The organism is Hylemonella gracilis str. Niagara R (assembly GCF_000600295.1).
GTDB lineage: Bacteria > Pseudomonadota > Gammaproteobacteria > Burkholderiales > Burkholderiaceae_C > Hylemonella > Hylemonella gracilis_A.
Window position 1 is genome coordinate 1 of record NZ_JEMG01000001.1, and the last position, 26,592, is coordinate 26,592.

General features: G+C 62.6%; 29 protein-coding genes. 5 read left to right on the plus strand and 24 right to left on the minus strand.

The window, feature by feature from the left end; translation table 11 throughout:
• Positions 1 to 133: 133 nt before the first annotated feature.
• Complete coding sequence (locus AZ34_RS00005) at positions 134 to 2,017, plus strand: ABC-F family ATP-binding cassette domain-containing protein (RefSeq protein ID WP_035603368.1); 1,884 nt, start codon at positions 134 to 136, stop codon at positions 2,015 to 2,017.
• A gap of 56 nt (positions 2,018 to 2,073) precedes the next feature.
• Here the strand turns inward: AZ34_RS00005 and AZ34_RS00010 are convergent, their stop codons facing one another.
• From AZ34_RS00010 to AZ34_RS00040, 7 genes are all read right to left on the minus strand, one after another.
• Entirely contained in the window at positions 2,074 to 3,174 is a 1,101-nt protein-coding gene (locus AZ34_RS00010) for a protein-glutamate methylesterase/protein-glutamine glutaminase (RefSeq protein WP_035603372.1), read from the minus strand.
• Between the two features lie 32 nt (positions 3,175 to 3,206).
• Positions 3,207 to 3,911, minus strand: a complete 705-nt coding sequence (gene cheD, locus AZ34_RS00015; RefSeq protein ID WP_197026475.1) for a chemoreceptor glutamine deamidase CheD — start codon at positions 3,909 to 3,911, stop codon at positions 3,207 to 3,209.
• 63 nt (positions 3,912 to 3,974) lie between these two features.
• Complete coding sequence (locus tag AZ34_RS00020; RefSeq protein ID WP_051509410.1) at positions 3,975 to 4,823, minus strand: CheR family methyltransferase; 849 nt, start codon at positions 4,821 to 4,823, stop codon at positions 3,975 to 3,977.
• Positions 4,824 to 4,923: 100 nt separating this feature from the next.
• Positions 4,924 to 5,412, minus strand: a complete 489-nt coding sequence (locus tag AZ34_RS00025) for a chemotaxis protein CheW (protein WP_035603378.1) — start codon at positions 5,410 to 5,412, stop codon at positions 4,924 to 4,926.
• A gap of 20 nt (positions 5,413 to 5,432) precedes the next feature.
• Entirely contained in the window at positions 5,433 to 7,571 is a 2,139-nt protein-coding gene (locus tag AZ34_RS00030) for a chemotaxis protein CheW (RefSeq protein ID WP_035603381.1), read from the minus strand.
• Between the two features lie 57 nt (positions 7,572 to 7,628).
• Positions 7,629 to 7,991: a response regulator gene (locus AZ34_RS00035; protein WP_006298969.1), complete on the minus strand. Its 363-nt coding sequence runs from the start codon at positions 7,989 to 7,991 to the stop codon at positions 7,629 to 7,631.
• A gap of 44 nt (positions 7,992 to 8,035) precedes the next feature.
• Positions 8,036 to 8,482, minus strand: coding sequence for a hypothetical protein (locus AZ34_RS00040; protein ID WP_035603385.1), 447 nt, complete (start codon positions 8,480 to 8,482; stop codon positions 8,036 to 8,038).
• 204 nt (positions 8,483 to 8,686) lie between these two features.
• Here AZ34_RS00040 and AZ34_RS00045 point away from each other — a divergent pair, with 204 nt between their 5' ends.
• A complete protein-coding gene (locus AZ34_RS00045; RefSeq protein WP_035603388.1) occupies positions 8,687 to 9,805 on the plus strand; it encodes an ATP-binding protein in 1,119 nt (372 codons plus the stop codon).
• 16 nt (positions 9,806 to 9,821) lie between these two features.
• Positions 9,822 to 10,451: a response regulator transcription factor gene (locus tag AZ34_RS00050; protein WP_035603391.1), complete on the plus strand. Its 630-nt coding sequence runs from the start codon at positions 9,822 to 9,824 to the stop codon at positions 10,449 to 10,451.
• Positions 10,452 to 10,477: 26 nt separating this feature from the next.
• On the opposite strand, the gene fliR is transcribed toward AZ34_RS00050, so the two are convergent.
• From fliR to fliF, 13 genes are all read right to left on the minus strand, one after another.
• Positions 10,478 to 11,245 (minus strand): flagellar biosynthetic protein FliR, encoded by a 768-nt coding sequence (fliR, locus tag AZ34_RS00055; protein ID WP_035603394.1) that lies wholly within the window; start codon positions 11,243 to 11,245, stop codon positions 10,478 to 10,480.
• 72 nt (positions 11,246 to 11,317) lie between these two features.
• The gene (gene fliQ / locus AZ34_RS00060) at positions 11,318 to 11,587 is read right to left on the minus strand and encodes a flagellar biosynthesis protein FliQ (protein WP_035603397.1); all 270 of its coding nucleotides are present in this window, start codon (positions 11,585 to 11,587) and stop codon (positions 11,318 to 11,320) included.
• Positions 11,588 to 11,601: 14 nt separating this feature from the next.
• A complete protein-coding gene (fliP, locus tag AZ34_RS00065; RefSeq protein WP_197026585.1) occupies positions 11,602 to 12,393 on the minus strand; it encodes a flagellar type III secretion system pore protein FliP in 792 nt (263 codons plus the stop codon).
• Positions 12,394 to 12,444: 51 nt separating this feature from the next.
• Positions 12,445 to 12,738, minus strand: coding sequence for a FliO/MopB family protein (locus tag AZ34_RS00070; RefSeq protein WP_035603402.1), 294 nt, complete (start codon positions 12,736 to 12,738; stop codon positions 12,445 to 12,447).
• 78 nt (positions 12,739 to 12,816) lie between these two features.
• A complete protein-coding gene (gene fliN / locus AZ34_RS00075; protein ID WP_035603405.1) occupies positions 12,817 to 13,248 on the minus strand; it encodes a flagellar motor switch protein FliN in 432 nt (143 codons plus the stop codon).
• On the minus strand, positions 13,248 to 14,243 hold the full coding sequence (gene fliM, locus AZ34_RS00080; protein ID WP_035603408.1) for a flagellar motor switch protein FliM: 996 nt from the start codon (positions 14,241 to 14,243) through the stop codon (positions 13,248 to 13,250). The genes fliN and fliM overlap by 1 nt, the downstream gene beginning before the upstream one ends.
• 46 nt (positions 14,244 to 14,289) lie before the next feature.
• Positions 14,290 to 14,829 (minus strand): flagellar basal body-associated FliL family protein, encoded by a 540-nt coding sequence (locus tag AZ34_RS00085; RefSeq protein ID WP_035603410.1) that lies wholly within the window; start codon positions 14,827 to 14,829, stop codon positions 14,290 to 14,292.
• A 212-nt stretch (positions 14,830 to 15,041) separates the two neighbouring features.
• Positions 15,042 to 16,487 (minus strand): flagellar hook-length control protein FliK, encoded by a 1,446-nt coding sequence (locus AZ34_RS00090; protein ID WP_035603413.1) that lies wholly within the window; start codon positions 16,485 to 16,487, stop codon positions 15,042 to 15,044.
• Positions 16,484 to 16,969 (minus strand): flagellar export protein FliJ, encoded by a 486-nt coding sequence (gene fliJ, locus AZ34_RS00095; protein ID WP_051509411.1) that lies wholly within the window; start codon positions 16,967 to 16,969, stop codon positions 16,484 to 16,486. The genes AZ34_RS00090 and fliJ overlap by 4 nt, the downstream gene beginning before the upstream one ends.
• A complete protein-coding gene (gene fliI, locus AZ34_RS00100; protein WP_051509412.1) occupies positions 16,966 to 18,546 on the minus strand; it encodes a flagellar protein export ATPase FliI in 1,581 nt (526 codons plus the stop codon). Before fliI ends, fliJ begins: the two co-directional genes overlap by 4 nt.
• The gene (locus AZ34_RS00105) at positions 18,527 to 19,315 is read right to left on the minus strand and encodes a FliH/SctL family protein (protein ID WP_035603416.1); all 789 of its coding nucleotides are present in this window, start codon (positions 19,313 to 19,315) and stop codon (positions 18,527 to 18,529) included. The genes fliI and AZ34_RS00105 overlap by 20 nt, the downstream gene beginning before the upstream one ends.
• A gap of 64 nt (positions 19,316 to 19,379) precedes the next feature.
• Positions 19,380 to 20,390, minus strand: a complete 1,011-nt coding sequence (fliG, locus tag AZ34_RS00110) for a flagellar motor switch protein FliG (RefSeq protein ID WP_419670179.1) — start codon at positions 20,388 to 20,390, stop codon at positions 19,380 to 19,382.
• 22 nt (positions 20,391 to 20,412) lie between these two features.
• Positions 20,413 to 22,131, minus strand: coding sequence for a flagellar basal-body MS-ring/collar protein FliF (gene fliF, locus AZ34_RS00115; RefSeq protein ID WP_051509413.1), 1,719 nt, complete (start codon positions 22,129 to 22,131; stop codon positions 20,413 to 20,415).
• A 314-nt stretch (positions 22,132 to 22,445) separates the two neighbouring features.
• Here fliF and fliE point away from each other — a divergent pair, with 314 nt between their 5' ends.
• Positions 22,446 to 22,760, plus strand: a complete 315-nt coding sequence (gene fliE / locus AZ34_RS00120; protein ID WP_035603422.1) for a flagellar hook-basal body complex protein FliE — start codon at positions 22,446 to 22,448, stop codon at positions 22,758 to 22,760.
• Positions 22,761 to 22,906: 146 nt separating this feature from the next.
• Here fliE and AZ34_RS00125 read toward each other — a convergent pair whose 3' ends face one another.
• The 3 genes from AZ34_RS00125 to fliD all read right to left on the minus strand — a co-directional run bounded on the left by AZ34_RS00125 (position 22,907) and on the right by fliD (position 25,285).
• Entirely contained in the window at positions 22,907 to 23,224 is a 318-nt protein-coding gene (locus tag AZ34_RS00125) for a flagellar protein FliT (RefSeq protein WP_035610477.1), read from the minus strand.
• Positions 23,225 to 23,226: 2 nt separating this feature from the next.
• Positions 23,227 to 23,709 carry a flagellar export chaperone FliS gene (gene fliS, locus AZ34_RS00130; RefSeq protein ID WP_035603425.1) on the minus strand — a complete coding sequence of 161 codons (483 nt, stop codon included), beginning with the start codon at positions 23,707 to 23,709 and terminating at the stop codon, positions 23,227 to 23,229.
• Positions 23,710 to 23,827: 118 nt separating this feature from the next.
• A complete protein-coding gene (fliD, locus tag AZ34_RS00135) occupies positions 23,828 to 25,285 on the minus strand; it encodes a flagellar filament capping protein FliD (RefSeq protein WP_035603427.1) in 1,458 nt (485 codons plus the stop codon).
• Here fliD and AZ34_RS18130 point away from each other — a divergent pair.
• A complete protein-coding gene (locus AZ34_RS18130) occupies positions 25,284 to 25,445 on the plus strand; it encodes a hypothetical protein (protein WP_155831677.1) in 162 nt (53 codons plus the stop codon). The two genes, fliD and AZ34_RS18130, sit on opposite strands and share 2 nt — an antisense overlap.
• A gap of 148 nt (positions 25,446 to 25,593) precedes the next feature.
• Here the strand turns inward: AZ34_RS18130 and AZ34_RS00140 are convergent.
• The coding region (locus tag AZ34_RS00140; RefSeq protein ID WP_051509414.1) for a flagellin at positions 25,594 to 26,592 on the minus strand (999 nt) is incomplete at its 5' end.

Consider the following 26,592-nt stretch of genomic DNA (forward strand, 5'->3'; position numbering starts at 1 on the left):
CGAGGTTTTGCCGCCTCGCAAACCGCGACTCAAAAAATTTAGGCGGCAGGCGGATGCGATCGCCTTCGACCCGGGGCGCAGCAGTCAGAATCTGACCTTCGCTCGAACCACTTCCCGCCTCGCCCCTCTAGTCATGTCGGATATCACCCTGATGGACGCCGCTCTGGCCTATGGCCACGCGCCCTTGCTTGATCGTGCCAGCTTCTCTCTCGAGACTGGCGAGCGCGTCGGGCTCATCGGCCGCAATGGAACCGGGAAATCATCCTTGCTCAAAGTCCTGGCGGGCTTAGAGAAGCTGGATGACGGCGCACTTCAGCTGCGACAAGGTCTGCGCTTAGCCTATGTGCCACAAGAGCCAATCTTCGCGCCCAACAGCGTCAGCGTGCTGGAGGCTGTGCGAGAGGGACTGGCCGACTTGATGGCCTTGACGAGCCGGTACACACAAGGCGACGGTGACCTGGCCCAACTCCAAGACGAGATCGAAGCACGTGATGGGTGGAATTGGCAGCAAAGGTTGGACGAAACACTGCACCGCCTGCAGCTACCGGCTGACACAGATATGTCGACGCTTTCTGGCGGCATGCGCAAACGTGTCGCGCTGGCCCGGGGACTGGTGGCGCGGCCCGATGTGTTGTTGCTGGACGAACCAACCAACCACCTCGATCTTGAGTCGATCCTGTGGCTCGAAGCATTGCTGCGCGAGTTTGATGGCAGCGTGATCGTCATTTCCCATGACCGCGCCTTCCTGGATGCCATCACCACGCGAATCGTCGAACTGGATAGGGGCCAGCTGAGGGACTACCCCGGCAACTACGCCGCCTACCAGACGCAGAAAGCAGATCAACTCGCGCAGGAAGAGGTCATCCAGGCCAAGGCCGACAAGCTGCTGGCCCAGGAAGAGGTCTGGATACGCAAAGGCGTCGAAGCCCGGCGCACGCGCAGCCAAAGCCGCATATCGCGCCTGGAGCGTCTGCGCACCCAGCGTGCTGAACGCAGAGATGCAGTCGGCCGCGTGCGCATGGACATCGCCACAGGCACGCCCAGCGGCAAACTGGTCGCGGAGCTCAGCCAGGTCAGCAAATCATTTGGCGAGCGTGTCGTCATCCGGAATTTCAGCGCGACCTTGCTGCGTGGCGACAAGATCGGCCTGATCGGCCCGAATGGCGCCGGCAAGACCACCCTGCTGAAACTGATCCTCGGTGAACTGGAAGCTGATCAGGGGCAGATTCGTCGCGGCAGCAACCAACAGGTTGCTTACTTTGATCAGATGCGCGATGCCTTGGACCTGAACGCAACCCTCGAGGATTTCGTCAGTCCTGGCAGCGAGTGGGTAGAGATTGGCAATCGCCGCCAGCATGTGAAGAGCTACCTGGGCGACTTCTTGTTTTCCCCCACCCAAGCCAACACGCCTATACGCTCATTGTCGGGCGGCGAGCGCAACCGCCTGCTGTTGGCCCGCTTGTTCGCCCGGCCCGCCAATGTTCTGGTGCTGGATGAGCCCACTAACGATCTCGACATCGACACCTTGGAGTTGCTGGAAGCTTTGCTTCAAGACTACCCCGGCACCGTGTTTTTGGTCAGCCATGACCGCAACTTTCTCGACCAGGTCGTGACCAGCATCATCGCCCACGAAGGTGACGGACGTTGGCAGGAGTACCAGGGCAGCGTGGAGGATTGGCTCACACAATCCAGGCGCTCGATGGAGGGGCGCGGACAGAGCCTTGCCACAGGCCATCGGGTGCCGCCGCCTGCGGAGACCCCGCGCCCAACGCCAGCCCCCGCTGTGCAACGCGACAGCAAGCTCAGCTACAAGGAACGCCGGGAACTAGAGACCCTGCCAGACCTCATTGATCGGCTGGAGAAAGAGCAAGCCAGCCTGCGCGCAGACCTGGCGTCCGGCCAAATCTACAGCACGGACCCACGCCGGGCCGCCGAGCTGCATCAACGCGATGCGCAGATCGATGAGGCCTTGACGGAAGCGCTCGCGCGCTGGGAAGCCCTGTCGCTGCGTGAATAAGCGCCTGGTTCTTGACGCGGGGCTTGGTGACGCCTAGGCCTAGATATCCCGCGTGTTCAAACCCGGTAGCGGTCTCCGCCACCGCTACGCAAGCGACTCAGCAGGGCAGGTGCAATTTCAAGCAAAGGCAGCACTTCGTCCGCAGCACCATGGGCAATGGCCTCCCGGGGCATGCCGAAAACCACGCAGGTGGCCTCGTTCTGCACGTAGTTGTAGCTGCCCGCGTCCTTCATCTCCCGCATGGCCTTGGCGCCATCGTTGCCCATGCCCGTCAACATGATGCCGAACGCATTGGGTCCGACCACCTGGGCACAGGAGTGGAACAGCACTTCCACCGATGGTTTGTGGCGATTGACCGGCTCGCCATCCTCGACGATGGCGATGTAGTTTGCGCCACTGCGATCGATACGCAGGTGGCGCCCACCCGGGGCGATGTAGGCATGGCCAGGCAAGATACGTTCCCGGTCCACGGCTTCCTTGACGGTGATCTGGCACAGGCCATTCAGGCGCGCGGCGAAACTGGTCGTGAATCCCGGCGGCATGTGCTGCGTCACCAGGATGCCCGGCGCATCTGCGGGCATGCGCATCAGCACTTCTTTCACGGCTTCCGTCCCCCCGGTGGAGGAGCCGATGCAGATCAGTTTTTCCGTGGACACGCGTCCGAGCAATTTGGCGGGTGGCGGTGCGGCAACACCCGCCGCCTCCGTCGAGGTGGCGGTGCGCGCCACGGCCGGCTGGGGAACCGCACGCTTGACCTGGGCAGAGGCGGCGACACGGATCTTTTCGACGATCTGATCCGCCAGCTCCTTGATGCCGTCGGCCAAACCGATGCGGGGCTTGGCGACGAAGTCTATCGCACCAAGCTCCAGCGCCTTCATGGTCACCTCGGCGCCCCGCTCGGTCAAGGTGGAGATCATGAGCACAGGCATGGGACGCAGGCGCATCAGACGCCCTAGGAAATCCAGGCCGTCCATGCGCGGCATCTCGACATCCAGGGTGATCACGTCGGGATTCAATTCGCGAATGATCTCGCGCGCGACCAGTGGGTCGTTGGCCACGCCCACGCACTCCATGTCTCGTTGCCGATTGATGATCTCGGCCAGCAGGCTGCGTACCAGCGCTGAATCATCCACCACAACCACGCGTATCTTCTTCAAATCCTCTCCCCTTCAAGCACCAACGGGTGTGTTCAGAACAAGTCCACCGAGCCACCCGCCGTCGACTTGGCCACGTTGACCGCGTTGCCCTTGCGCTCCTCGACGACCAGGGCTTCCGGATGCGCATGCGCCAAGCGCTTGACAAGCACCTTGCCGGTCACGGGGAAGAAACACACCTTGCGCGGATGCACGTCCAGCACGTCCTGCGAGACCACCGGAATCCGCTCGGCAGCCAAATAGTCGAACACGAACTGGGTGTTGCGCTCCCCCACATTCATGGTGGTGAAACCCGCCATCACAGCACCGCCGCCAAAAATCTTGGCCTGCATCGTTTCCCGACGCGCGCCCAGCTTGAACATCTCGTTGAGCAACAGTTCCATCGCATAAGAACCATAACGACCAGAACCATCCTCCCCCTCGGGCAACATGAAATGGTTCATGCCACCCAAGCGCGCCTTGTTGTCCCAGATACAGGCAGCAATGCAGGACCCCAGTACCGTCATCACAAGGACGTCCTCGCCGGTGACGAAGTACTCACCCGGCAGAACCTTCACGGCGTCGTACTGAAAATGATGGTCCACGTAGAAAAAGGAAGCCTCCCCGGGCTTGCGCGCCTGGGCGCGCAGTTCGTCCACGCGGGAGACTCGCCCACCTGCCAGGATCTTGGCGCCGCCCTGCGTCACGGGGCGCAGGGACGACGTCGCGGCCGGGCGTGCTGACAGGTCTGGCGTACTCATGTGCGGCCCCTCAACGCGCTAGACGGGTTGGGTCGCGCGATGGCGAGCCATCCGGTTTCATGTTCAGCGCCGCTCATAGACAGTCTTTCCGCGCAACACGAACAGGTCGCGCGATTCGTTGAAGTTCTCGGAATGCCCAACGAAAAGCAGGCCGCCCGGCTTCATGACGCGATGGATCTTCTCCAAGACCTTGCGTTGGGTCTGCGCATCGAAATAGATCATGACGTTGCGGCAGAACACAATGTCAAAGGCGTCCTTGAACGGCCAATCGTCTCGAATCAGGTTGACCTGCAGGAACTCCACCATGCGCTGCAGCTCAGGTTTCACGCGCAGCAGGCCCGCGTTGGCGCCCTTGCCACGCAGGAAGAACTTCTGCAGCCTGCCTGTGTCCAGCCCCTTGGCCGCTTCGATGCGGTACACCCCACGCGAAGCCGTCGCCAGCACCTTGGAGTCGATGTCGCTGGCCTGGAGCTTGAAATGCGCTTGTGGCCCCAAAGCTTCCAAGGCCGTCATCACGATCGAATACGGTTCCTCACCGGTAGAGGCCGCATTGCACCAGACCTGCCATGAGCGCCCGGGATGGGATTTGAGATGCTCGGAAAGAATATCGAAATGGTGCTGCTCACGAAAGAACGAGGTCAGGTTGGTGGTCAATGCGTTGACGAATTCCTGCCATTCCGGTCCGTCGTGGGACTCCAGCCAGGCGAGATAGTCTCGAAAGCTCTGATACCCCGTCTCGCGTAAACGCCGCGACAAGCGGCTGTAGACCATGGCGTGCTTGCCGTCGTGCAGACTGATGCCCGCGCGCTGGTAGATCAACGACTGCACACGCACGAAATCTTCCTGGGTCCAACTGAACTCACGCGTCTGTTGCTCACCCGCCAAGGCATCTGGATTGACGCCTGAGCCCATACCGGATCCAGGCCCCGGTTTGGCTGGACGAGCAACTTTGTCCGCGGTCAGCATGCGCTAGCAGCCCATTGAGTGAGTGTGTTGGAACTGCGCCGCATGCTCACGCGCCCAGGGACACCAGACCCATGTCCACGCTGGCCATCAATTTCTCGATGTCCAGCAAAATCAACATGCGATCGTTCACCGACCCCAGACCGAGCACCGAAGAACTGTCCAGAGTTGCATCCAGGTCCGGCGCTGGGCGCACCTGCTCGGAGGTCAGCTCCATCACATCGCTGACAGAATCCACCACGATGCCCACCACGCGGCTGTAGAGATTGAGGATGATGACGACCGTGAAGCCGTTGTACTCCGCCTTCTCGCAGTTGAACTTCAGACGCATGTCCACGATGGGAACGATGGTGCCCCGCAGGTTCACCACGCCACGGATGAATTCCGGCACATTGGCGATGCGGGTCGGTTTCTCGTAGCCCCGAATCTCCTGGACCTTGAGGATATCGATGCCATATTCCTCCTGGCCTAGGCGGAACGTGAGGTATTCCCGGGCACCCGCCATGGTCGTCTTGCCTTCACCAACCACCTGATTCATCACGTAACTCCTCGCTGCAATCAATGACGCGAACGCCGCACCAGGGCGCTCGTGTCCAGAATCAGAGCGACCTGCCCATCACCCAGGATGGTGGCGCCAGACACATTGGGCACCTTGCGGTAGTTGGTCTCCAGGTTCTTCACCACCACCTGTTGCTGCCCCAGGAGCTCATCCACGAGCAGGGCCACGCGACTGCCCTCGGCCTCGACCACCACCATGATGTCACTGGCCTTGTCGGACCCATGCCGGGGCACACGGAATACCTTTTCCAGTTCGATCACGGGCATGTACTCTTCACGCACCTTGACCAATCGGGAGCCCTGCGCGATCGTGTTGACCGCCTCGTCTTTGACCTGGAAGGACTCGACCACCGAGGAAAGCGGGAGGATATACACCTCGTCGCCCACGCCCACCGACATGCCATCCATGATGGCCAAGGTCAGCGGCAGGCGCACGGAGACTTTCATGCCCTGTCCCACGACCGAATCGATCTCCACCGTGCCGTTGAGGGCAGCGATGTTCTTCTTCACCACGTCCATGCCGACGCCGCGGCCCGACACATCGGTCACCACTTCGGCGGTGGAGAAACCCGGCGCGAAGATGAGTTGCCAGACATCCGGATCGGACATGCTGTCCGACACCTCGATGCCACGCTCACGGGCCTTCTGCAGAATCTTCTCGCGCGACAGACCACGACCATCGTCCCGCACCTCGATCACGATGGAGCCGCCCTGATGCGCGGCGGACAAGGTGATGGTGCCGGTCTCCGGCTTGCCGGCCTTGACACGGTCCTCGGGCATCTCGATGCCGTGGTCGCAGCTGTTGCGCACGAGGTGGGTCAAAGGGTCGGTGATCTTCTCGACCAGACCCTTGTCGAGCTCCGTGGCCTCCCCCTGGGTGACAAAGTCCACCTTCTTGCCCAGCTTGCTGGCCAGGTCACGCAACATGCGCGGGAAACGGCTGAACACGATGGACATCGGAATCATACGGATGGACATCACCGATTCCTGCAGGTCGCGCGTGTTGCGGTCGAGGTCTGCCAGACCCGCAAGCAGTTGCTGATTGACCGCGGGGTCCAAGGCCTGGCTGTTTTGCGCCAACATGGCCTGGGTGATCACGAGTTCGCCCACCAGGTTGATAAGCTGATCGACCTTGCTGATCGCCACCCGTATGGTCGCAGCTTCCGGTTGGGCTGCATGCGCGGCAGCCGAGGCATTGGCGCCACCGACTGCCGGGCGCGGAGCGGCGGGCGCGGCAACGGGCGCCTTCGGCGGCGCGGCAGGCGCCGTGTTGTAGCCGGGGGCATTCTCGAAGAAACCGTAGCCTGGGGCCGGCGCTACCGGCGCATCCACCGGCGGGTCCTCCAGATCCAGCCATGCGATGCTGCCGTCTTCCACAGGCAGTTGCTCGATCTGAACCTGCTCCCGCGCAACATGAAAAGCGAACAAGTCCAGCAGCTCGCTGTCCGCAGAAGTGGTCCGGACTTTCAGCACACGGATATCCGGTTTGTCGCTGGCCACTTCGGCGATGCGCCCAAGACCAGCGATGTCCCGAAACAGGTCCTTCACGCCGTCGGCTTGCTCGCTGCGCTCCAAGGGGCCGAGGCGAATCTCCAGCAGTCGTGACTGCGATGTCTTGGGAGCGCTCACGGCTGGCGCAGGCGGGGGCGGAGAGACAGGGGTAGGCGCCGCGACCACTGGCGCCATTTCCACCACCGGTTCGGCCATCACCGGAATGCCACCAGAAGCCAGTTCGCTGATGCGCTGCACCAGCCCGGCCGTGGACGGCGGATCGCTGGTGTCCCCGGTCTGATGCCGCGCCAGCAGCAGTCGCGATGCATCGGCGGACTCCAACAGGACATCCACCATCAAGGGGTTGGGTTGCAACTCATGCCGACGCAGCTTGTCCAGCAAGGACTCCATCTGGTGGGTCAGTTCGGCCACGTCGCTGAAACCGAACGTGGCAGCCCCGCCCTTGACCGAGTGCGCACAACGGAAAATACCGTTGAGCGCCTCGTCGTCGGCAGTCTCCAGATTCAGGTTGAGCAGCATCTGCTCCATCTGGTCGAGGTTCTCACCGGCTTCTTCAAAGAAGATTTGATAGAACTGGGTCAGATCCAGCCCATCGCCGGCGCCGCTTTCCTGATAGCCCTCGGCCATAACCTACTCCTTGTTGTGCGCTCGTGTCGCGCGGACAGCGGCCGCCATCCGCCCTGCTTACTTGATGACCTTTTGGATGACCTCCAGCAGGCGCGCTGGGTCAAAAGGCTTGACCAGCCAGCCCGTGGCACCCGCCGTCTTGCCGGCTTCCTTCATCAAGTCGCTGGACTCGGTGGTTAGCATCAGGATGGGCGTGTCCTTGTACTTGGGGTCAGCGCGCAATTTGCGGATCAGCCCCAGGCCATCCAGACGCGGCATGTTCTGGTCTGTCAGCACGAGGTCCACATGCTGCTGCTGAGCCTTTTCGAGGGCTTCCTGCCCATCGGCGGCTTCCACAACCTGATAACCAGCGCCCGTCAGGGTGAAGGCGACCATCTTACGCATGGAGGGCGAGTCATCTACTGCAAGGATCAGGGCCATGTTTAGCTCCGGAGAAAAGTTGTTTTAGGGTTATCTGGAATGCGTCAGAACAATTCAATTGATCCGGCATCCATTTCATCTTGAGTCACCGGATTGGGCCGCTCCGGCACATCCTCGACAAAGGGCACAGCCTCGCCATCTTCCTGGCCCATGGCCTCGGAAGCCAGGCGGTAAGCACAGCCCTGCAGCACCTTGGAAGTATGCGTGATAAGCTGGGACGCCATGTCCTGGAACTGCAGTTCCGTGACTGCGGACCCCAGTGCATCACGCACTTCTTTCAGCGCCGCCGCATCGATCTTGGGCAGCTTATCCAGACCATCGAGGGCCCGCGTGAAGCGTTCCATCAGATTTTCCATCGTATGGGCCAGCAAACCGTCCAAGCGCGCTAGATCATGGGTAACCACCAACAGGGAGTCCTGCACCTCGGCGACCAGCATCACCGGCAATTGCACGGTGGGCCGTTCTGAGGGCAGGGAGTTGGGGGCTTGCATGATTGTTTCAGTTGAATTTCAAGTTGCCTGTCCGATTCTCGGCTCCATACAGTTCACCGTCCAGCATTTAGAATTTTGCGGGACCCTAGCGTAGCAGATTCCCCTGAATTACCACGGATTTGCTCAACATTTGCGCGTTTCCCAACCCGTTCCTCCCACACACTCACCGCCCCCCTGCTGCAACCCATCCCTCGCACCGCCCCCATGCAGCAACTTTCACGCCCGCCCGCCATCCAGCTTCTACATTTGGAGGACTCCACGCTGGATCACGACATCGTTCGCCAAGCCTTGCGCCGCGCGGGCCTGGCCTGCGAGTTGACACGAGTTGAAAGTCTGGAAGGTTTCATGCAGGCGCTCGGGCGCGAGCGCTATGACGCGGTGCTCGCCGACTACCGACTGCCAGGCTTTACCGCGTTGGACGCCTGGCAAGCCATGCAGGGTATGCCGGGATTGCGGCGGACACCGCCCTTCATCCTGCTGTCGGGCGCGATTGGGGAAACGGCAGCGGTCAACGCCATTCAACTGGGCATGAGTGACTACCTGCTCAAGGACGACCTGGGCAAGCTCGCGCATGTGATTCAACGTGCGATGGAAGTCCGACAAGCGCAGCATGAGCGTGAACAGGCCGTCGAGGAACTGGCCGCCTCCGAGCAGCGCTTGGCGCGTTTCGCGGAGCATCTGCAAAGTTCCATCGAGCAGGAGCGGGCCGCCATCGCCCGCGAAATCCATGACGACATCGGGGGTTCCTTGGCCGCGATCCAGTTCGACCTGTCTTGGATCAGCCGCCACCATACCGACGCGGAAACACTGACCCATGTCCAGGCCGCCACCGAGATGCTGCGGCATGCCATCGGGGCCAGCCAGCGCATCATGATGAACCTGCGCCCCGCCATCCTGGACCAAGGCTTGTACGCCGCCATCGATTGGCTGGCACGCGAATTCGAACGCCGCACCGCCATACGCACCGCGCTGCGCGCCGCCTTGAGCCATGCCGACCTGCGTAGGGACATCCAGCTGACCGCCTACAGGACGGCGCAGGAAGCCCTCACCAACATCTCCAAGCATGCCCGCTGCAGCGAAGTCCACATTGATCTTTCCGACGCGGAAGGCGTGCTGACGCTGGAGATCGCCGACAACGGCCAAGGCATCGCCGCCAAGGAGCGTGACAAACCCAGGTCCTTCGGCCTCAAGGGCTTGCAGGAGCGCGCCCGCACCGTCGGCGGTTGGCTGGACATCAGCAGCCGCACCGGGGCAGGCACTTCGATTACCCTTTCAATTCCGCTCTCCTCGCAGGACCGCCCCGGGCTTGCGGAAGAAACATGATGGAGGAACCCGCCCGATGATCCGTGTCATTCTCTGCGACGACCATGCCGTGGTGCGCCGCGGCATCCGCGACACGCTCGCCGAGGCAGTAGATATCCAGATCGCTGGCGAAGCCGGCAGCTACTCGGAAGTACGGGAGTTGATGCGCAGCGTCCCCTGCGATGTGCTGGTGCTGGACATCAATCTGCCAGGGCGCAGCGGCCTGGAGGTGCTGGCCTCCCTGCGCGAAACAGACACGCAAACCAAGGTGCTCGTGGTTTCCATGTTCCCGGAGGATCAGTATGCGATCCGTTGCCTGCGTGCTGGCGCGCAGGGCTACCTGAACAAGGCGGGCAACCCGGCGGACATGGTCACTGCGGTGCGTACGATTGCCCAGGGGCGCAAGTACGTGACGCCGGACGTGGCACAGATGCTGGTCGACAACCTGGCCACGCCCAGCACAGAGGCCCTGCACAACAGCCTGTCCGAACGGGAGTTGCAGACCTTGCTGAAGATCGCATCCGGAAAGCGGCTGTCCGACATCGCCGAGGAACTGATGCTCAGTCCCAAGACAGTCAGCGTCTACCGCTCCCGGGTGCTGGAAAAACTCAAATTGGCCAACAACGCGGAGCTGACGGTCTACGCGATCCGCAACGGCCTGGTCTAGCCAGGCCGCGCCGGGGTTCGGCGGGACTAAGGCCGCCCAAACAAATCCATCATCCGGTCCAACAGGGACTGGAATGGCCCGTCCAGCATGGGCAAAGTCGCCGTCAGGCCGATCAAGCCCACGAAGATCGTCAAAGGGAAACCGATCGCGAAGACGTTCATCTGTGGCGCCACACGCGAGATGATGCCCAGCGCCAGGTTGGTGAACAGCATCAGACCGATCATGGGCAAAGCGATCCACAGGGCGCTGGCGAACAGCTCCCCGCCCAACATATGGATTTGCATGGAACGGACATTGCTCAGGAAATCCGGGGAGACGGGAAAGGCGACAAAGCTGTGGGTGACGGCCAACAACACCAGCAGATGCCCGTTCAGCACCACGAAGAGCAAGGCCGCGATATAACCAAATAGCCGTGCCACTGCGTTGCTCTGGCCGCTGAGCGTGGGATCAAAAAACGAGGCAAACCCCAGCCCCATCTGAAAACCGATCACCTCGCCAGCCAGTTCGAAGGCCGCGAACACCAGGCGCACGACAAAACCGATGGCCAGGCCGATGGCCACCTGCTGCACCGCCACGCCCAGGGCTTCCGGGCTGTTCAGACTGATCACGGGCATGGGCGGCAGCGTGGCCTGCGCGCATACCGCCACCAACATCGCCAGCAGGATGCGCGCACGCACCGGGAACGCCCGCGTCGAGAAGATGGGGGCCGAGGAGAATACGGCCAACACACGCAGGAACGGCCACAGAAATGGCGTGAGCCACGCCATGATCTGGGCTTCGTCAAAGGTCAGCATGGCGGCGCCGAAGAGTCAGGCTTGGTCGGAGAATGAAGGCAAGTCGGGCACGACCCGAAGATGCGCGCGGCGTCAAAGCGCGACGCTGGGCAACATTTCGATGGTGCGACGGATGTAGTCCACCAGCACGCTCAGCATCCATGGCCCCGCCCAGGCGAACACCGCCAAGGCCACCACCAGCTTGGGCACGAAGGCCAGGGTGGCTTCGTGGATCTGCGTGATGGCCTGGAACAGGCTGACCAGCAACCCCACCAGCAAGACCGCGCCCAACAGCGGGGCAGAAACCAATAACAAGATGAACAGGGCCTCCTGACCGAAGGTCAGCACAAATTCCGCATTCATGCCCGATCACTCCTTCACGAGGTTCCGAAGCTGGCGGCCAACGAGCCAATCAGCAGATTCCAGCCATCGGCCAGCACGAACAGCATGAGCTTGAACGGCAAGGCCACCAGCACGGGCGACAGCATCATCATGCCCAGGGACATCAGCACACTGGCGACCACCATGTCGATCACCAGGAAGGGAATGAAGATCAGGAAGCCAAACTGAAACGCCGTCTTCAATTCGCTGGTCACGAAGGCGGGTATCAGCACCCGCATCGGCGCGTTTTCTGCCGTGGTGGCGGCGTCCAGTTTGGCCAGGCGCACAAACAGGGCCAAGTCTGACTGTCGGGTTTGCCTGGCCATGAACTCGCGCACCGGCACCTCGGCGCGGTCCACCGCCTGCTCGAAGGTCAGCGCATTGCGGGTATAGGGCTGGTAGGCCTCGGCGTACACGCGGTCGAAGGTCGGCCCCATCACGAAGAACGTCAGGAACAAGGACAGTCCGATGATGACCTGGTTGGGCGGCGCGGACTGCGTGCCCAAGGCTTGGCGCAGCAGGGAGAGCACGATCACGATGCGGGTGAAACCCGTCATCATCAGCAGCACGGCCGGCAGAAAGGACAGCGCCGTGAAGAACAGCAAGGTCTGGATCGGCACCGAATAGCTGGTGCCACCCCGGTTGCTTGCCGTGATCAAGGGCAGAGACATGCCGCCGCTGTCCTGGGCCAGGGCGGGTAGGGTCAAAGTCAACAGCAGCAGGCCGGCGATCGCGCGCGGCGACGGCAGGCACCCGCTGAACAATCCACGCCGGAATAGGACGGGCATCTTCATGGTGAGGCAGGTGGTTGCGGGCTGGCCGATGTCAGCAACAGGCACTCAGCGCCCTGGCATGCCCGTGCGAGCAGGAGCAGGCTGGGTACCCGCCGGCATCACATGCAGGCAGTTGATGTTCTGTGCCGTGATGCCCAGCACCAGCCAGGTTCGGGCCCCTTCGGGGCCGACTTCGACCGTCACCACCCGCTGTTGCGGCCCCACGGCCACGGTCGAGATGATGTTGGCGGTGGAGCCGGGCACCATGCCCAGGCCGTGGCGCCGCTGGTACCAGCGCAGGGCGTAAGCCACTCCAACCAGCAGGGCGAGGAAAAGAAGAACCAGAGCGAGGCTTTGCATAAAGCGGGAGTGTAAATCGCGACCGGCCAGGTTTGCGGCACCACCGGGCCACCCGGCGCAACTTCAGACGCGGGCGTCTCAAGTACCCCGGCTGACGCGGCGCAGACGCTCGGACGGTGTGACCACGTCGGTCAGACGGATGCCGAACTTGTCGTTGACCACCACCACCTCACCCTGGGCAATCAGATAGCCGTTGACCAGCACATCCATGGGCTCGCCTGCCAGCGCGTCCAGCTCCACCACCGAGCCCTGTCCCAGCTGCAGGATGTGCTTGATCGGCACCTTGGTGCGGCCCAATTCCACGGACAACTGGACGGGAATGTCCAGCACCATGTTGATGTCCGCCGCCGGCGCGTCAGCGCGCGCGCTCTCGCTGAGCACACCGCCTTGCTCGGCCGATCCATCCCCGTCAGGCTTCTGCTCCTGCAGCGCCTCGGCCCAATCGGCCATCGGATCGTCTTCCGGCTTCTGCTCGGTGCCCGTTGCGTTTTCAGTGTTTCCCGTTGCCATTAGCGTTCCCCCATCCAACTAGTGTCATTGCCGCGCAGGCTTCTTTCGATGCGGATTGCGTACTTGGCGTTGTGCGTGCCGTATTGACACTCGAAAACCGGCACGCCGCTGATTGTCGCCTCAATGCGAGGCTGGCGCTCCAACTCGATGAAGTCACCGACCTTCATCGCCAGCAGTTCCTCCACCGTCGTATTGGCGCGCGCAAGCTCGGCCACCAGGGTCACCTCGGCCGACTGGATTTCGCGCGTCAGCACATTGACCCACCGACGGTCGACTTCCATCGAGTCGCCCTGGGTCGAGGAATACAGCACATCGCGGATCGGCTCCAGCGTCGCATACGGAATGCAGAAATGGATGGTGCCGGACATCTCGCCAATTTCCAGCTGGAAGGAGCTGGACACCACGATTTCGCTCGGGGTTGCGATGTTGGCGAACTGTGGCTGCATTTCGCTGCGCTGGTACTCCAGCTCCAGCGGGTAAATGCCACGCCAAGCCTTCTTGTACTCGTCCGAGATCACATCCACCAGGCGGTTGATGATGCGCTGTTCGGTGGCGGAAAAGTCGCGCCCTTCGATGCGGGACTGGAACTTGCCGATACCGCCGTACAGCGTGTCGATCACGCCGAAGATCAGCGAGGGCTCGCAGACGATCATGCCGTTGCCGCGCAGCGGGCGCACCGCCATGATGTTGAAGCTCGTGGGCACGGCCAGCTCGCGCAAGAAGGCGCTGTAGCGCTGCACCTGGACTGGACCCACGGAGATTTCCGGGCTGCGCCGGATGAAGTTGAACAGGCTGATGCGCAGGTTGCGGGCGAAACGCTCGTTGACGACTTCCATCGTCGGCATGCGCCCGCGGACGATGCGTTCCTGGCTGGAAATGTTGTAGAAGCGGACTTCACCGATCTTCGCGGCGTCTTCGGTCGAGCGTTGACTCTCACCGGTGACGCCCTCCAGCAGGGCATCAACTTCCTCTTGGGAAAGGAACGAATCACTCATGGGGTGGGCCTGTTCCGTTGGTTCATTTCATGCGCGTTCAGGCGGCTTATTGCACGATGAAGCTGGAGAAATGCACCTTGCGCACCGGTTGGGGCATACGCCTTTCGCCCGGCTTGCGAGGCGCTTTCAGTTGCGCGGCTGCGGATGCGAGGATGTCAGCCTTGAGTTTTTCCTTGCCTTCGTTCGTCAGCAGTTCCTCCGCCGTGCGTTGGGACAGCAGCAGCAGAATGTCGCTGCGCAGGGCCGGCAGATAGTTCTTGACCCGCTCCAAGGCGGCGTTGTCGATGACCTCCAGAGTGATGCCGATCTGGGCCACGCGGTCCCCATCCGGCGCGAGGTTGATCACCATGGTGTCCAGCGGCAGGTAGACCGGAGCGGCCATCTCGACCACCACCTCTTCCTCTTCCTCCTCATGCTCCTCCTCGACGCCAAGCATGATGTCCGCATTGCGCTTCTGCAGATACAGCCAGCCACCGGCCACGGCCACGGCCATCAACACCAGCAGCACCCCGACCATCAGCAAGCGCTTGCTCTTGGGCTTGGCGACGGGGGTGGCGGTTTCAGCAGGCTTGTTCGCAGTAGCCACGGCAGCTTCCTCTACAACAGTGATTGGGGTTCGCGAGTTTGATGCAAACCCGCTGATTCAATGGATTATTCTCGCCCAGTTGGCGGTCGATCGGCAGATTAAGGGTGAAAAATCACGCCAATCAGACCCCCAGCACCCCCTGCGTCGGATGGCATGTCCTGCGCGCCCGGCACCGGGGACGGCCGAGCAGGTCGCTGCGTTTGACGGGCTTCTCACACGAAAAGATCCAGAGTCCGCCCGGCCGGCAGCGGCACGACGCGCGCTGAACCTTGTGCCGGCACCCCGGGATCTTCCTGACTCTGGCGCATGCCGACCCGCGCGCGGCTGGCGGCATCTTCGCGCGCCTGGGCACTGGCTTGAGACCCCCCATTCCAACCCGTGTTGGAATGGCCGACAGACACATCCGCCAAGGTCAAGCCCTCGCGCTCCAGAAGCTCGCGCAAGTGCGGCATCGCATCCTCCAGCACCTGGCGCGTCTCGGCCTGCTCGGCACGGAAGGCCACGCTCGCTTCCTGCCCCTGCATCGCGATGGTGATGTGGATCGGATTCTCGGCGAGCCCCTCGACGGAAATCTCGGCGTTGCGCGCACCGCGCCCGATCCAGTAACTCACCTGTTCGGCCACCTGGGTTTCAGCGCTCAGCGCAGGGTCCGTGTAGACGGTTGCGGGCGTCAAGGAATTGCTCGAATCGACGCTGGTCGCGCCGCTTACCCCAGAGGACACCGCACCCGCTGCGACAAGCTCGTTCAAGGGTAGGCGTGCACCCTCTTCGCCACGTTCGCCAGCCCCGAAACCGAAGCGCCCGCTCGCAGTGTCTCCAGTGAACCCCGTCTGGGACCCGCCTGCGGCCAAGTTAGCCTGAGCCACTTGGGTCGAAATCTCACTGCGCCATCCCAGACGCGCGGCGGCATCGTCCCCCTTGGCGCCACGCAGTGCGTCAGCCTTCGCGGCATCAGCCCGGACCACGGCATTGCGCTGCCCCAATGGGCGTTGCTGGCCCAGGCCATCCATGGCCAGCGTGCTGACTTCGGGGGACTTGGCGGGCAGCGCCAGTTCCCGCAGTTGGGGGACCTCCCGCGCACCCCCCTGGGTCTCGGCGCCCGCCTGAGCCCCGGTGCCCCGGGCACCCGCCAGAGCGGTGGTGTTCTTGGCGACCGCAGCTGTTGCGCCGCCCGACACGGGCATATTTGTACCCGGTTGAGCAAAGTTGAAACCCGCTCCACCCGAGACGACCGTGGCCGCCAGCGTCGGCACGGAACCACCCAAGGTGTCGGGCTTCATCGGCTCCGCACCTGCCAGGGGATCAAGGCCCAATGCCGCGAGCGCTGCGGCCGCGGCCGCGGCGGTCTGCGCGGGATCTTCATCCTGCGGCACATGCGTGCTGGCACCACGCAGCGGATCGAAACCAAAACCAGGCACCACTGCGGCAGCGTCAATATCAGCCGCCGGATCAAAACCTTCGCCTGCAGTTGTCTGGGTGGCTTCTAACCCCAGCAGTTCGGGACCCAGAGTTTCATCTTCCGCGCCCAGCCCGGACAGCAGAGAAGCAAAGCCGCCCGCCGCACCGGCTTGACTCTTGCCATACCCGTGGCCACTGGTGCCGTGCGTACCGTGGGAGTTCTTGACCGTGCTCGTGTTCACACCATGTTCCATGCTCATCGGCTTTCTCCTGTGTTTTCCTCGCGCATGCGGCGCGCCACGACTTGGCGCGCATGCATTTGTCCCGCGAATTCATCCATCTGCTTCTGTTCGCGCCGCGCCGCCTGCAAGGCACGCTCGCGTAACCTCTTGTCCATCAGTTGCTGGAAGGACTTGAGCTTGATTTCCCGCTGCACCCGCCTTTGCCGAGCCGCGTCGGCCTGTCGCTCGAGATTGCGCAGCACACCTTCCTGCATCTGGATGGCTTCGCGCAAGCGCCCCATGAAGTTGCGGTGGTGCATCATCACTTCGCCGCTGAGCGCCGCCACGTTGGCGGTGGTCCAGCGCAAATCGGTCTCGTCGGCATAACCCGTCAACTGCGCCATCTGCGCTTGAGCGTTCTGCAGCACGCGCAAGGCGTGCTGCAAGGCCTGATCAGCCTCGTCGCGCGCGCGCGTGGCCATCTCGATGGCCAGTTGCAGACTGCGCAGTGCCTGCGTCACGCGACCGCCCCTTGACTTCTACCAGCCTGCCCTTGCATCCCGGGCTGCGACGAGCGCTGCGGCTGCGCTTGCGCTGATCTGGCCGACTGTGGATTGGGCTCACGTTGCAGGACCGCGGCCATGCCACCCAGGCTTTCGCCCAGCGTCACGCCCTGGTACATGTCCTGCTGCAGGAAAGCCATCATCGGTTCGTGCAGACGGATGGACTCGTCCAGTCCGGGATCGGCGCCCGGCACATAAGCACCAATCTGGATCAGGTCACGACCGCGTTCATAGCGAGACGAAATGCCGCGGAACTGCCGCGCCAGCTCGAAATGTTCCTTGGACACCACGTTGTGCATCACACGCGAGGCGGATTGCGCGATGTCGATGGCAGGGTAGTGTCCGGCCTCCGCCAAGGCGCGGGTCAGCACGATGTGGCCATCCAAAATGGCACGCGCGGCATCGGCGATTGGATCCTGTTGATCATCGCCTTCGGCCAGCACGGTATAGAAGGCGGTGATGGAGCCCACGCCGTTCAAACCGTTGCCGCTGCGCTCGACCAGCTGCGGCAACTTGGCAAAACACGACGGCGGGTAGCCCTTGGTTGCCGGTGGTTCGCCGACCGCCAACGCGATCTCGCGTTGCGCCATGGCAAAACGCGTGAGCGAATCCATCAGCAGGAGCACATGCTTGCCCTGGTCGCGAAAATATTCGGCCACGCCCGTGGCATAACCAGCGGCCTGCATGCGCAGCAAAGGTGGCGCGTCGGCCGGGGCCGCCACCACGACAGAGCGACGACGACCTTCCTCGCCCAGGATGTCCTCGATGAATTCCTTGACTTCGCGGCCCCGCTCCCCGACCAGACCGACCACGATGATGTCGGCCTCGGTGTAGCGCGCCATCATGCCCAGCAGCACGCTCTTGCCCACGCCGGCGCCAGCAAACAGGCCCAGGCGCTGGCCTCGCCCCACCGTCAGCAAGGCATTGATGCTGCGCACGCCCGTGTCCAGCGGCTCGCGCACCGGCGCGCGGTCCATGGCATTGAGCGGGCTGCGGTCCAGCGGACGTGACACCACGTTCGTCAGCGGGCCGCGATGGTCCATGGGTTGGCCTTGTGCATCCACCACTCGCCCCAGCAGGCCTTCACCCAAGGGCAGACGCAGCTGACCCGCCGCCATCAGTTGCGGCACGGTCGCCAATGCCTCAGCCCCCACGAGCGAAATCGTGCCCAGGCGCAACGGCGGCACGTAGGGCGCGGTGGGCATCACGCTGGCGCCACTGGACAGACCCTGCACGTCACCCGCGGGCATCAGATAAGCCCGATCCCCCGCGAAACCGACCACTTCGGCCAGCACGGGACTTTGCCCCGCTTGGCTGATGAGGCATTGCGAGCCCACACTGGCGCGGATACCGGCAGCTTCCAGCACCAGACCGGTCAAGCGCGTGAGCGTGCCGCCCGTCTCCAGCGTGGTTTGGGCAACCGCCGCCTGACGTCGCGCCTGGTCCAGGAAAACACGCCAACGCGCCCCCGGATCCGCGGTCGACTCCGAGTCGCCCGGGATGTCCGCGTCAACTTCAGTCGGCATGGCGGCCATGGCCAGACTCCTGCTCCTTGGACGCCGTTGTCTGCGCGTTCCGCGGCGCGTCCTCTTCCCAGTCCATGGACTGCCCCAGGCGTCCGATGGCGCGCAGCCAGCGCTTTTCCAAGCGCCCATCGATCACGGTGCCAGCGGCTTCGACAATGCACCCACCCCGGCTCAAAGCGGCGTCGGGCTGCAAGGTGAGTTTGAGGTTGGGATACTCCTCCAAAAGCACGTCCTGCAACATCTCGAGGTCCAGCGGATGCAGACGCAACTGCGCTGCACGCACGTCGGCGAACAATTGCCCTAGTGCCTCGCGGATCACGGGCAAAAGCGCGTTCGGGTTGCCCGCGATCTCTTTGCGCAGCACCTGCCGCGCCAGTTCGCAAGCCAACTCCAACACCGACTGCGCGGCCATCTGCTGCGCCGCTTCCAGTTGGTCGTTGGTGGCCGCCATCAGCGCGCCGAATTGCCGCGAGGCCACCTGACCTTGCGTGCTGATGTAGTCGCTGAGTTGTTTCTGGCCTTCGGCCTGGGCCTGAGCCTTGCCTTGCTCGAAGCCAGCGGCATAACCTTCGGAGTAACCTTGATCGCGCCCCCGGTTGAAGATGGCTTCTTCATACGCCTGCTGCTCCAGCAGCAAAGCCTGCTCCTCACGCTCACGAGCCTGCTGCGCGAGCAACAGTCCGGCCTCGTCCACGTCGTTGAAATCCCAACGGGTGAGTTGGTTGATTTCCTCGCTGGGGATGAAGCGGGAACCGGTGCGAGAGTTGGTCTGCGGCATGGGTTTCAATCAGGACATACTGGGAACGCTGGTGGCAAGGCCTCGGACGCCGCCGGGACGATGCTCAGACCATCACGTCTTCATCGCCACCGCCGCCGATGCTGATTTCGCCTTCGTCGGCCAGGCGGCGCACGATCTTGACGATCTCCTTCTGCTGGACCTCGACTTCCGATAGGCGCATGGGCGGGCTCGACTCCAGATCCTCGCGCATGGCTTCTGAGGCGCGCGAGGACATGTTGAGCAGGAATTTCTCGACCAGCGCCGGTTGTGCGGCCTTGAGCGCGACGATGAGCGAATCGGCCGGCACTTCCTTGAGCACGATCTGGATCGCCTTGTTGTCGAGCTTGATGATGTCGTCGAAGACGAACATCTTGTCCATGATCTTCTGCGCGAGTTCCGCATCGAAGCTGCGGATGGATTCGAGCACCGCGCCTTCCAGGGTCGTGCCCAGCAGGTTGATCATTTCGGCGGCGGTCTTGACGCCACCCAGCGACGCCTTGCGCACCTTATCGCCACCCGAGAGCACCTTGAACAGCACTTCGTTCAGGTCCTTGAGCGCGGTGGGCTGAATACCTTCCATGGTCGCGATGCGCAGCATCACCTCGTTGCGCTGGCGGTCACCCAGCAGCTTGAGCACGGCGGCGGCCTGGTCGTAGTCCAAGTGCACCAGGATCGCGGCCAGGATCTGCGGGTGCTCGTTGCGCACGAGTTCGGCCACGGACACCGGGTCCATCCACTTGAGGCTTTCGATGCCGGAGACATCACCGCCCTGCAAGATGCGGTCGATCAGCAACGCGGCCTTGTCTTCGCCCAGCGCCAGCCTCAGCACGGAGCGCACGTAGTCGCTCGAGTCGGTCACGATCAGGCTTTGGTCGGCCGCGTCCGTCGTGAAGCGGTCGATCACCTCGTCGACACGATCGCGGGTGATGGACTTGGTCCGGGCGATTGCCTCGCCCAACTTTTGCACTTCCTTGGGGGCCAAGTGCTTGAACACCTCGGCCGCTTCGGTCTCGCCCAGGGACATGAGCAAGACAGCCGCGTCTTGCAGTCCTTCGGTCATCGTAGTCTGTGCCATATACCGCTCCCTTGCCTTTCAGTCAGTTGACCACGGCATTCGGGTTCTGGGGCAGCAAGGCCATCTCATCCTTGTTGCTGCCGATCCAAGCCTTCACGATGCCCGCCACCGCAGCCGGGTTCTCACGCGCCAGTTTGCGCGCTTCCTCCAACTGACGCTCCTGGACCCGCGGTCCCTTCTTGACCGGCTCAGCCAGACCCAACTCCAGGTCGTCGTCCAGCAAGGCACTGAACTGCGGCTTGGGCGGCGCCTGCATGGCCTTGAGCACCGGGCGGACCACGCCAAACAGCACGGCCAGAGCCAAGAGGACAGCACCCACAGGCCAAGCCAGATCACGCGCCAGCTCCTGCACGGCGGGCTGCTGCCAAAAGGCCAGGCTTTCGTCTTCCTTCGCATCCACCACGAAAGGCGCGTTCATCAGGTTCACGGAATCGCCACGATCCCCATTGAAGCCGATGCTCTCGCGCACCAGGGCCGTCATCTGATCCACCTGCTGCTGCGTCAGCGGTACCGGCGCGACATTTCCACGGGCGTCCGCCTGCGTGCGCTGGTTGACCACCACGGCAGCGCTCAAGCGGCGGATGGCACCGCGCGCCGCGCGCACGACGCGCACCGTCTTGTCCACCTCGTAGTTGACGATGGATTCCTTGCGCGTGCTCAGCGGCGCCGCACCTTGACCCTGGGCTTGGGCCAGGGACTGCGGTACGCCAGGAGCCAAGGGTTGCGCGGCGGCATTGATGGGCGCGGCATTGGGTCCGGGCGGCTGATTGCTGACCGCGCCGGGGATACCCGTGGGACCGGCCGGACCTGGGTTGGTGCTTTCCAGGGTCTGCTGGCTGCGCACCGCACCGGTGTCTGGTGCCTGATTGGGCGTGTGGGTCTCGGAGGTCTGCTCGCTTTGCGAGAAGTCCACATCCGCCGTCACCTGGGCTTGTATATTGCCCTTGCCAACCACCGGCTCCAGGATGTCCAGGATGCGTTGACGGTACTGGGCCTCGATCTGCTGCACATATTTCAGCTGTTGCGTGTCGATGCCCTCCTGACCGGCGGCACCATCGGGCGATTGAGACAGCAGCTTGCCTGTGTCATCGACGATGCTGACGGCCTCGGGCTTCATTTCAGGCACGCTGGACGACACCAGGTGCACGATGCCCGCGATCTGCGCGCGGTCCAGGATGCGCCCCGGGTACAAGCTCAGCAGCACGGAAGCCGACGGCTTCTGCTGCTCGCGGAAGAATCCATTCTGCTGCGGCAAGGCCAGGTGCACGCGCGCGCTCTGGACAGACGACAGCGCCTGGATGGACCGGGTGAGCTCACCCTCCAGGCCCCGCTGAAAATTCACGCGCTCCTGGAACTGCGTTGCGCCAAAGCGGCTGTTCTCCATCAACTCGAAGCCGGTCACCGAACCCTTGGGCAACCCCTGCGAAGCCAGACGCAGGCGGATGTCATGCACCTTGTCGGCCGGCACCATGATGGCGCCGCCCCCTTCGGTGTACTGGTAAGGCACCTGCATCTGCGTCAGTTGCGCAACGATGGCGCCACCGTCCTTGTCGGACAGACCACTGAACAGCACGCGCCATTCCGTCTTGCTGTTCATCAGCACGGCGGCCAGGATCACGGCCACGAGCAAGGCCACGCCCACCGCCAGGCGCATCTTCTGACCTCGCTCCAGCGCCGCGAAGCGCTGGGACAGCGTCGGATTGGCAGGCAACGCCATCGGGGACGTCGCAACCGGGGTCATCGGGGTAAGTGCAGCAGCCTCAGCCATGTTTCATTCCATGCGTCGTAACGCCAGAGTAAGCCCATTACGGGCGTCTTTGGCATGGAATTATCTGGCAGCGACCAAAATCTTTAGTGGAAAAAGGCCCAGAAACACCCTCCTTTTCCCCCCTAAGCCTCCGGGGGCGGGGACTAGCATCACCCCCAATTCCTCACGGACGCGGATGTGTTCAGCCGGGGTTGTCAAGAGGACAACAGCACCATCACCCCGGCTTTTCCGGCCCAGTTCGTGACTTCATGGACCCCACTTGACCGTTCAAACCAAGGAACACTGACATGGACTTGCGACTGAACCCCAACCTGACGCTCAACCGCACCCAGCCGGACACGGCCCGCAAGGCGTTGATGCCCGACGAATCGCACGGCCCACAAGGCTTCACTGACGAGTTCAAGGCAGCGCTGCGCGCGGTGAGCAAGTCCCAAAACTACTCTGGCGATCTGCAGCGCCAAGTGCAGATGGAAAACCCGAAGGTCAGCCTGGAAGAAACCATGGTGGCCATGCAGAAATCACAGATCGGCTTCCAGGCCACGCTGCATGTGCGCAACCGCATGGTGCAGGCCTACACCGACATCATGAACATGTCGGTCTGATTTTCAGCCGCCCGGGTTCGATCAACGCTTGATTGACCCGTCAGAGGCTGGGCCGATGGACCAAGCCATGCCAAAGCGGTTTCATCGTTGAGCGCGCCCCATGCGCCGTGCACGAGCCTGCGCCTGCGCCTGCGCCTGCGGAAGGTTCAGTGCAAGACCTTCGGATGCGACTTGTCGAAAAGGCCGCCCATCATTTCGTCTTCCAGCTCCCCCAGCCAAGGCTCGGTCAGCTGACGAATTTCGGCGTCATTGCGCAAGATGCGCTGCATGATTTGCGTCTTTTCACGTCGATCTTCCGGTCGCAAGTCTTCCTCGCGCGCGCGCTGGCGCAGCTGCTCGATGAGCACGGCGCACACGCCCTCGTAGCGCATCACACCTTCCAGATCCTTGGCACGGGCGGCCTCCAGCATCCGGCGGCTGCCGTCTTCAATCGACTTGTAGTAATCAATCAGCATCTGAGACATGGTCATCTCCCGGTTCCTGCGCCACTCACGTAGGGGCCAGCGCCTTGGTCTTGGACGGACGTTGTACCTGAATCTGCACCTGGCCCGAGGGCCTGTGTTCGGATGTCCTTCCAGCTCTGTGCAATCGGCTCCAGCAGCGATTGCACCTCTTGCAGCAGCCGCTCATCGTTGCGCGCGTTGGCCAGCACCATCTGGCGCATGCAGTAGTCGTACAGCGTGGACAGGTTCTGCGCCAGCTCACCGCCATCGATGCGATCCAGACCGGTCGACAGCCCTTCCTCGAGGATGCGCAAGGCCCGAGAGATGGCGTCGATCTTGACGGGCAGGTCGCCACGCTGAATGGCGCCGCGCGCCCGGACAAGTTCACGCAACAAGCCTTCAAACAACAGATTCACGATCTGGTGTTGATCGACCGTGTGCATGCTGGTCTCGAAGCCGATGCGCCGGTAGGCATCGGCCGCGCCAGGGCGTGCCGGGGAAAACATGGGGTGGTCCGTCCTATCTAAAAATCAAGCCGATACGGAATTCAACGATGAGCCGCTATTTTGCGCTCCACTGAACTCTATATCGGCACACCCCAGGCCCCAGTAAAGCCGCTCAATCTCAAGAATTGGACTTGTTCCACTGAGCAATTTGCTGCGATATATAGGTGCTCAGGGAGTTCAAACTCGCCATCTGCACGTCCAAGGCGCTGTATTTGCGGGTGAGTTGAGCCTCCACCCGGCTGGCCTTGTCATTCACCCGCTCCTGCTGATCCTGGTTGCCGTCCAGTTCGCGTTCCAGACTATCGCTCTTACGCTTGAAGAAACCGTCGGTTGCCAAGAGTGCCGTCGTCACGCTCTTGATCTTCACGGCAATTCCTTGCCCGCTGCCCGCTTCCGTGCTGCTGAACAAGGCCTTCATCGCATCCGAATTGGCAAGCGCTGCCGTCAACGTAGTACTGTCAATTTCAAGCTGGCCGGCATTCCCCACCGTGCTGCCGCCCAGCGTCGGCGCCACGACGCGAATACCAATGCTGCTCAGCGTGGTGTAAGGCGCACCGGTGCCGCCGCTGGTATTCACCGTCTGAAGCGCCGTACGCAGCGCGTTTTGCAAGGAAATCATGGTGCTGTCCCCCTGGAACAGGCCTCCCACTCCCGCAGATTGGTCGTACTTGGTGGCCTCGTTCAGCACGCTGTTGATGTCGTTGTAGGCCTTGACGAACGCTTCGATGTTTGTCTTCATCGCCGAGGTGTCCTGGCTGACCGAGATGGTCACGGGGCTACCCACATTCGTCTTGTTGGCCGTCAGAGTCACGCCTGACACCACGTTCGTGAAGGTGTTGGAGGTCGAAGTGACATCAATGCCGTTGATCTTGGCTGCCGCATCCTCCGCCTGCCGCGTCACGGAGATCCCGTTGACCAGGCGCGACAGACCGTTTGCATCGGTGTTGTTGGCATCCCCGGTGTCCGTCACGCTCAGGTTGAACCCTGAAGCAGCGCCCAGGCTCTTGCTGGTCAGCAACAGGCGCTCACCCGTTCCGTCGTTGAGCACGGTGGCCGTCACACCGGCGTTGGCACCGTTGATCTTGCTCGCAACATCCGACAGCGTGTCCGTGGCGGAGATGCTGATGTCCACTGCCGCGGCACTGCCTGGGGCAAAGGTGCCCGCGAAGGCTCCGCCGGTCCAGGTACCGAGTTGCAAAGTCAAGGTGCCCTCACCGATGGCGGAGCCCGTGGGAATGCTCGCCGAAGCGGTGGACTGCGACTTGGCCAGATTGGTCACTTCAAACTGGAAGTTCGTGGGCTGGGTCCCGCCGACGGCACTGGCGCTGACGGCGTCTCCGGACGAAGATGCCGTCACTGCATTCCACCCCGTCACGCTGGTGAGCTTGCCCACGGCCGTGTTCAAGGTATCCACCAGGGATTTGATCTGCCCGACCGTGGTGATCTTGGTCTGGGTTGCCGCAGCCTCGAGCTTGAGGGATTCCAGGGGCTTTTTTTCCAGCGCGACCAGCTGAGAAACGATGCTCTGCACATCCAGGCCACTTGTGCCTATACCCAGCGATGAAATCGTAGCCATGAAAACACTCCTGAACAGCCTGGTCGCCGAAGTGGCGCCAGCAGCCGAAATTAATGCAGATTATGGATTCCGCGCCATCCACCTGTCACGGCGGATTAAGGGGCGCAAAAGACCATTGTTCTGCTTGTCTCGGTTATCGACCTCAGGGACCGAAACTTGAGGAGCCGCCCACCCAACTCGTAACAAAAAGAACCTCGCCTTACGCATTCCATCATGCAAAACAAAAAGGGCTGGCACCGTTTCCGGCGCCAACCCTGGAAAGCAGGACCGGGAATCTGCTTCCCAGCCCGAGCTCTTTCCCCCAACCTTTACTGCAGCAGCTGCAGCACGCCCTGCGGAATCTGGTTGGCCTGGGCAATCATGGCCGTGCCAGCCTGCTGCAGGATCTGCGCACGCGACAGCGCCGCAGTTTCCGCCGCGAAATCGGCGTCCAGGATCCGGCTGCGCGATGCAGTCAGGTTCTCGGCCGTGATGTTCAGGTTGTTGATGGTCGACTCGAAGCGCGACTGCAGGGCACCCAACTTGGCACGCTCACCGCTGATGAAGGCCAGGGCGGAGTCCACCGTCTTGATCGCATCGTTGGCGCGGACCACGGTGCTCACATCCAGGTTCGCCACCGTCTTGAGCACGGACGACGAATCGGCCGACAAGGCGGAGTTGGCCGTGGTCGCCGCCGCATCCAGCACGAAGGACTGGTTCGAATCGAAGGTGATGTAACCACTGACGATCGAGTTGTTGGCGGTCGTGTCGGCCGCCAGCGAAACGGCCGCGCCAGCCGACACCAGGGTGCCCGAGGTGTTGGCCGCGAACTTCTGCACCGTCACTGCACCCGCGTTGCTCACCGCCGTGTCGCTCACCGCGATGTCATTGCCGGTCACGTTGGTCAGCATGACGCCCGTGCCGGCATCGTTCAGGCTGGCCACCACACCCGTCTTGGACGACTTCTCGTTGATCGCGGAGATTGCCGCCGATAGACCGCTGGGCGTGTTGGCCGTGCCCACCAGGTTGAAGGTCACCGACTCGGCCGCGGTGCCATTGTCCGAACGGATTTGCAGGGTGTAGGCGCCCACCGACGCGAAGGTCAGCTGTGCATTGGTGCGGCCCGTGGCCGTCACGCCCGTCACCACCGTCTGCTGGTTGATCTGCGACACCAGCGATTGAGCCGTGGCGTTCGAGGCCCCGGTGATCGTAGCGCTGCCTTGCGCCCCGTTGATGGTGAAGTTGTTCGCAGCCACGCCGTTGGCACCAAAGGCACCGGTGCCCGTCGACGCACCCGAGGCCACGAACTGGTTGTTGCCATACACGCT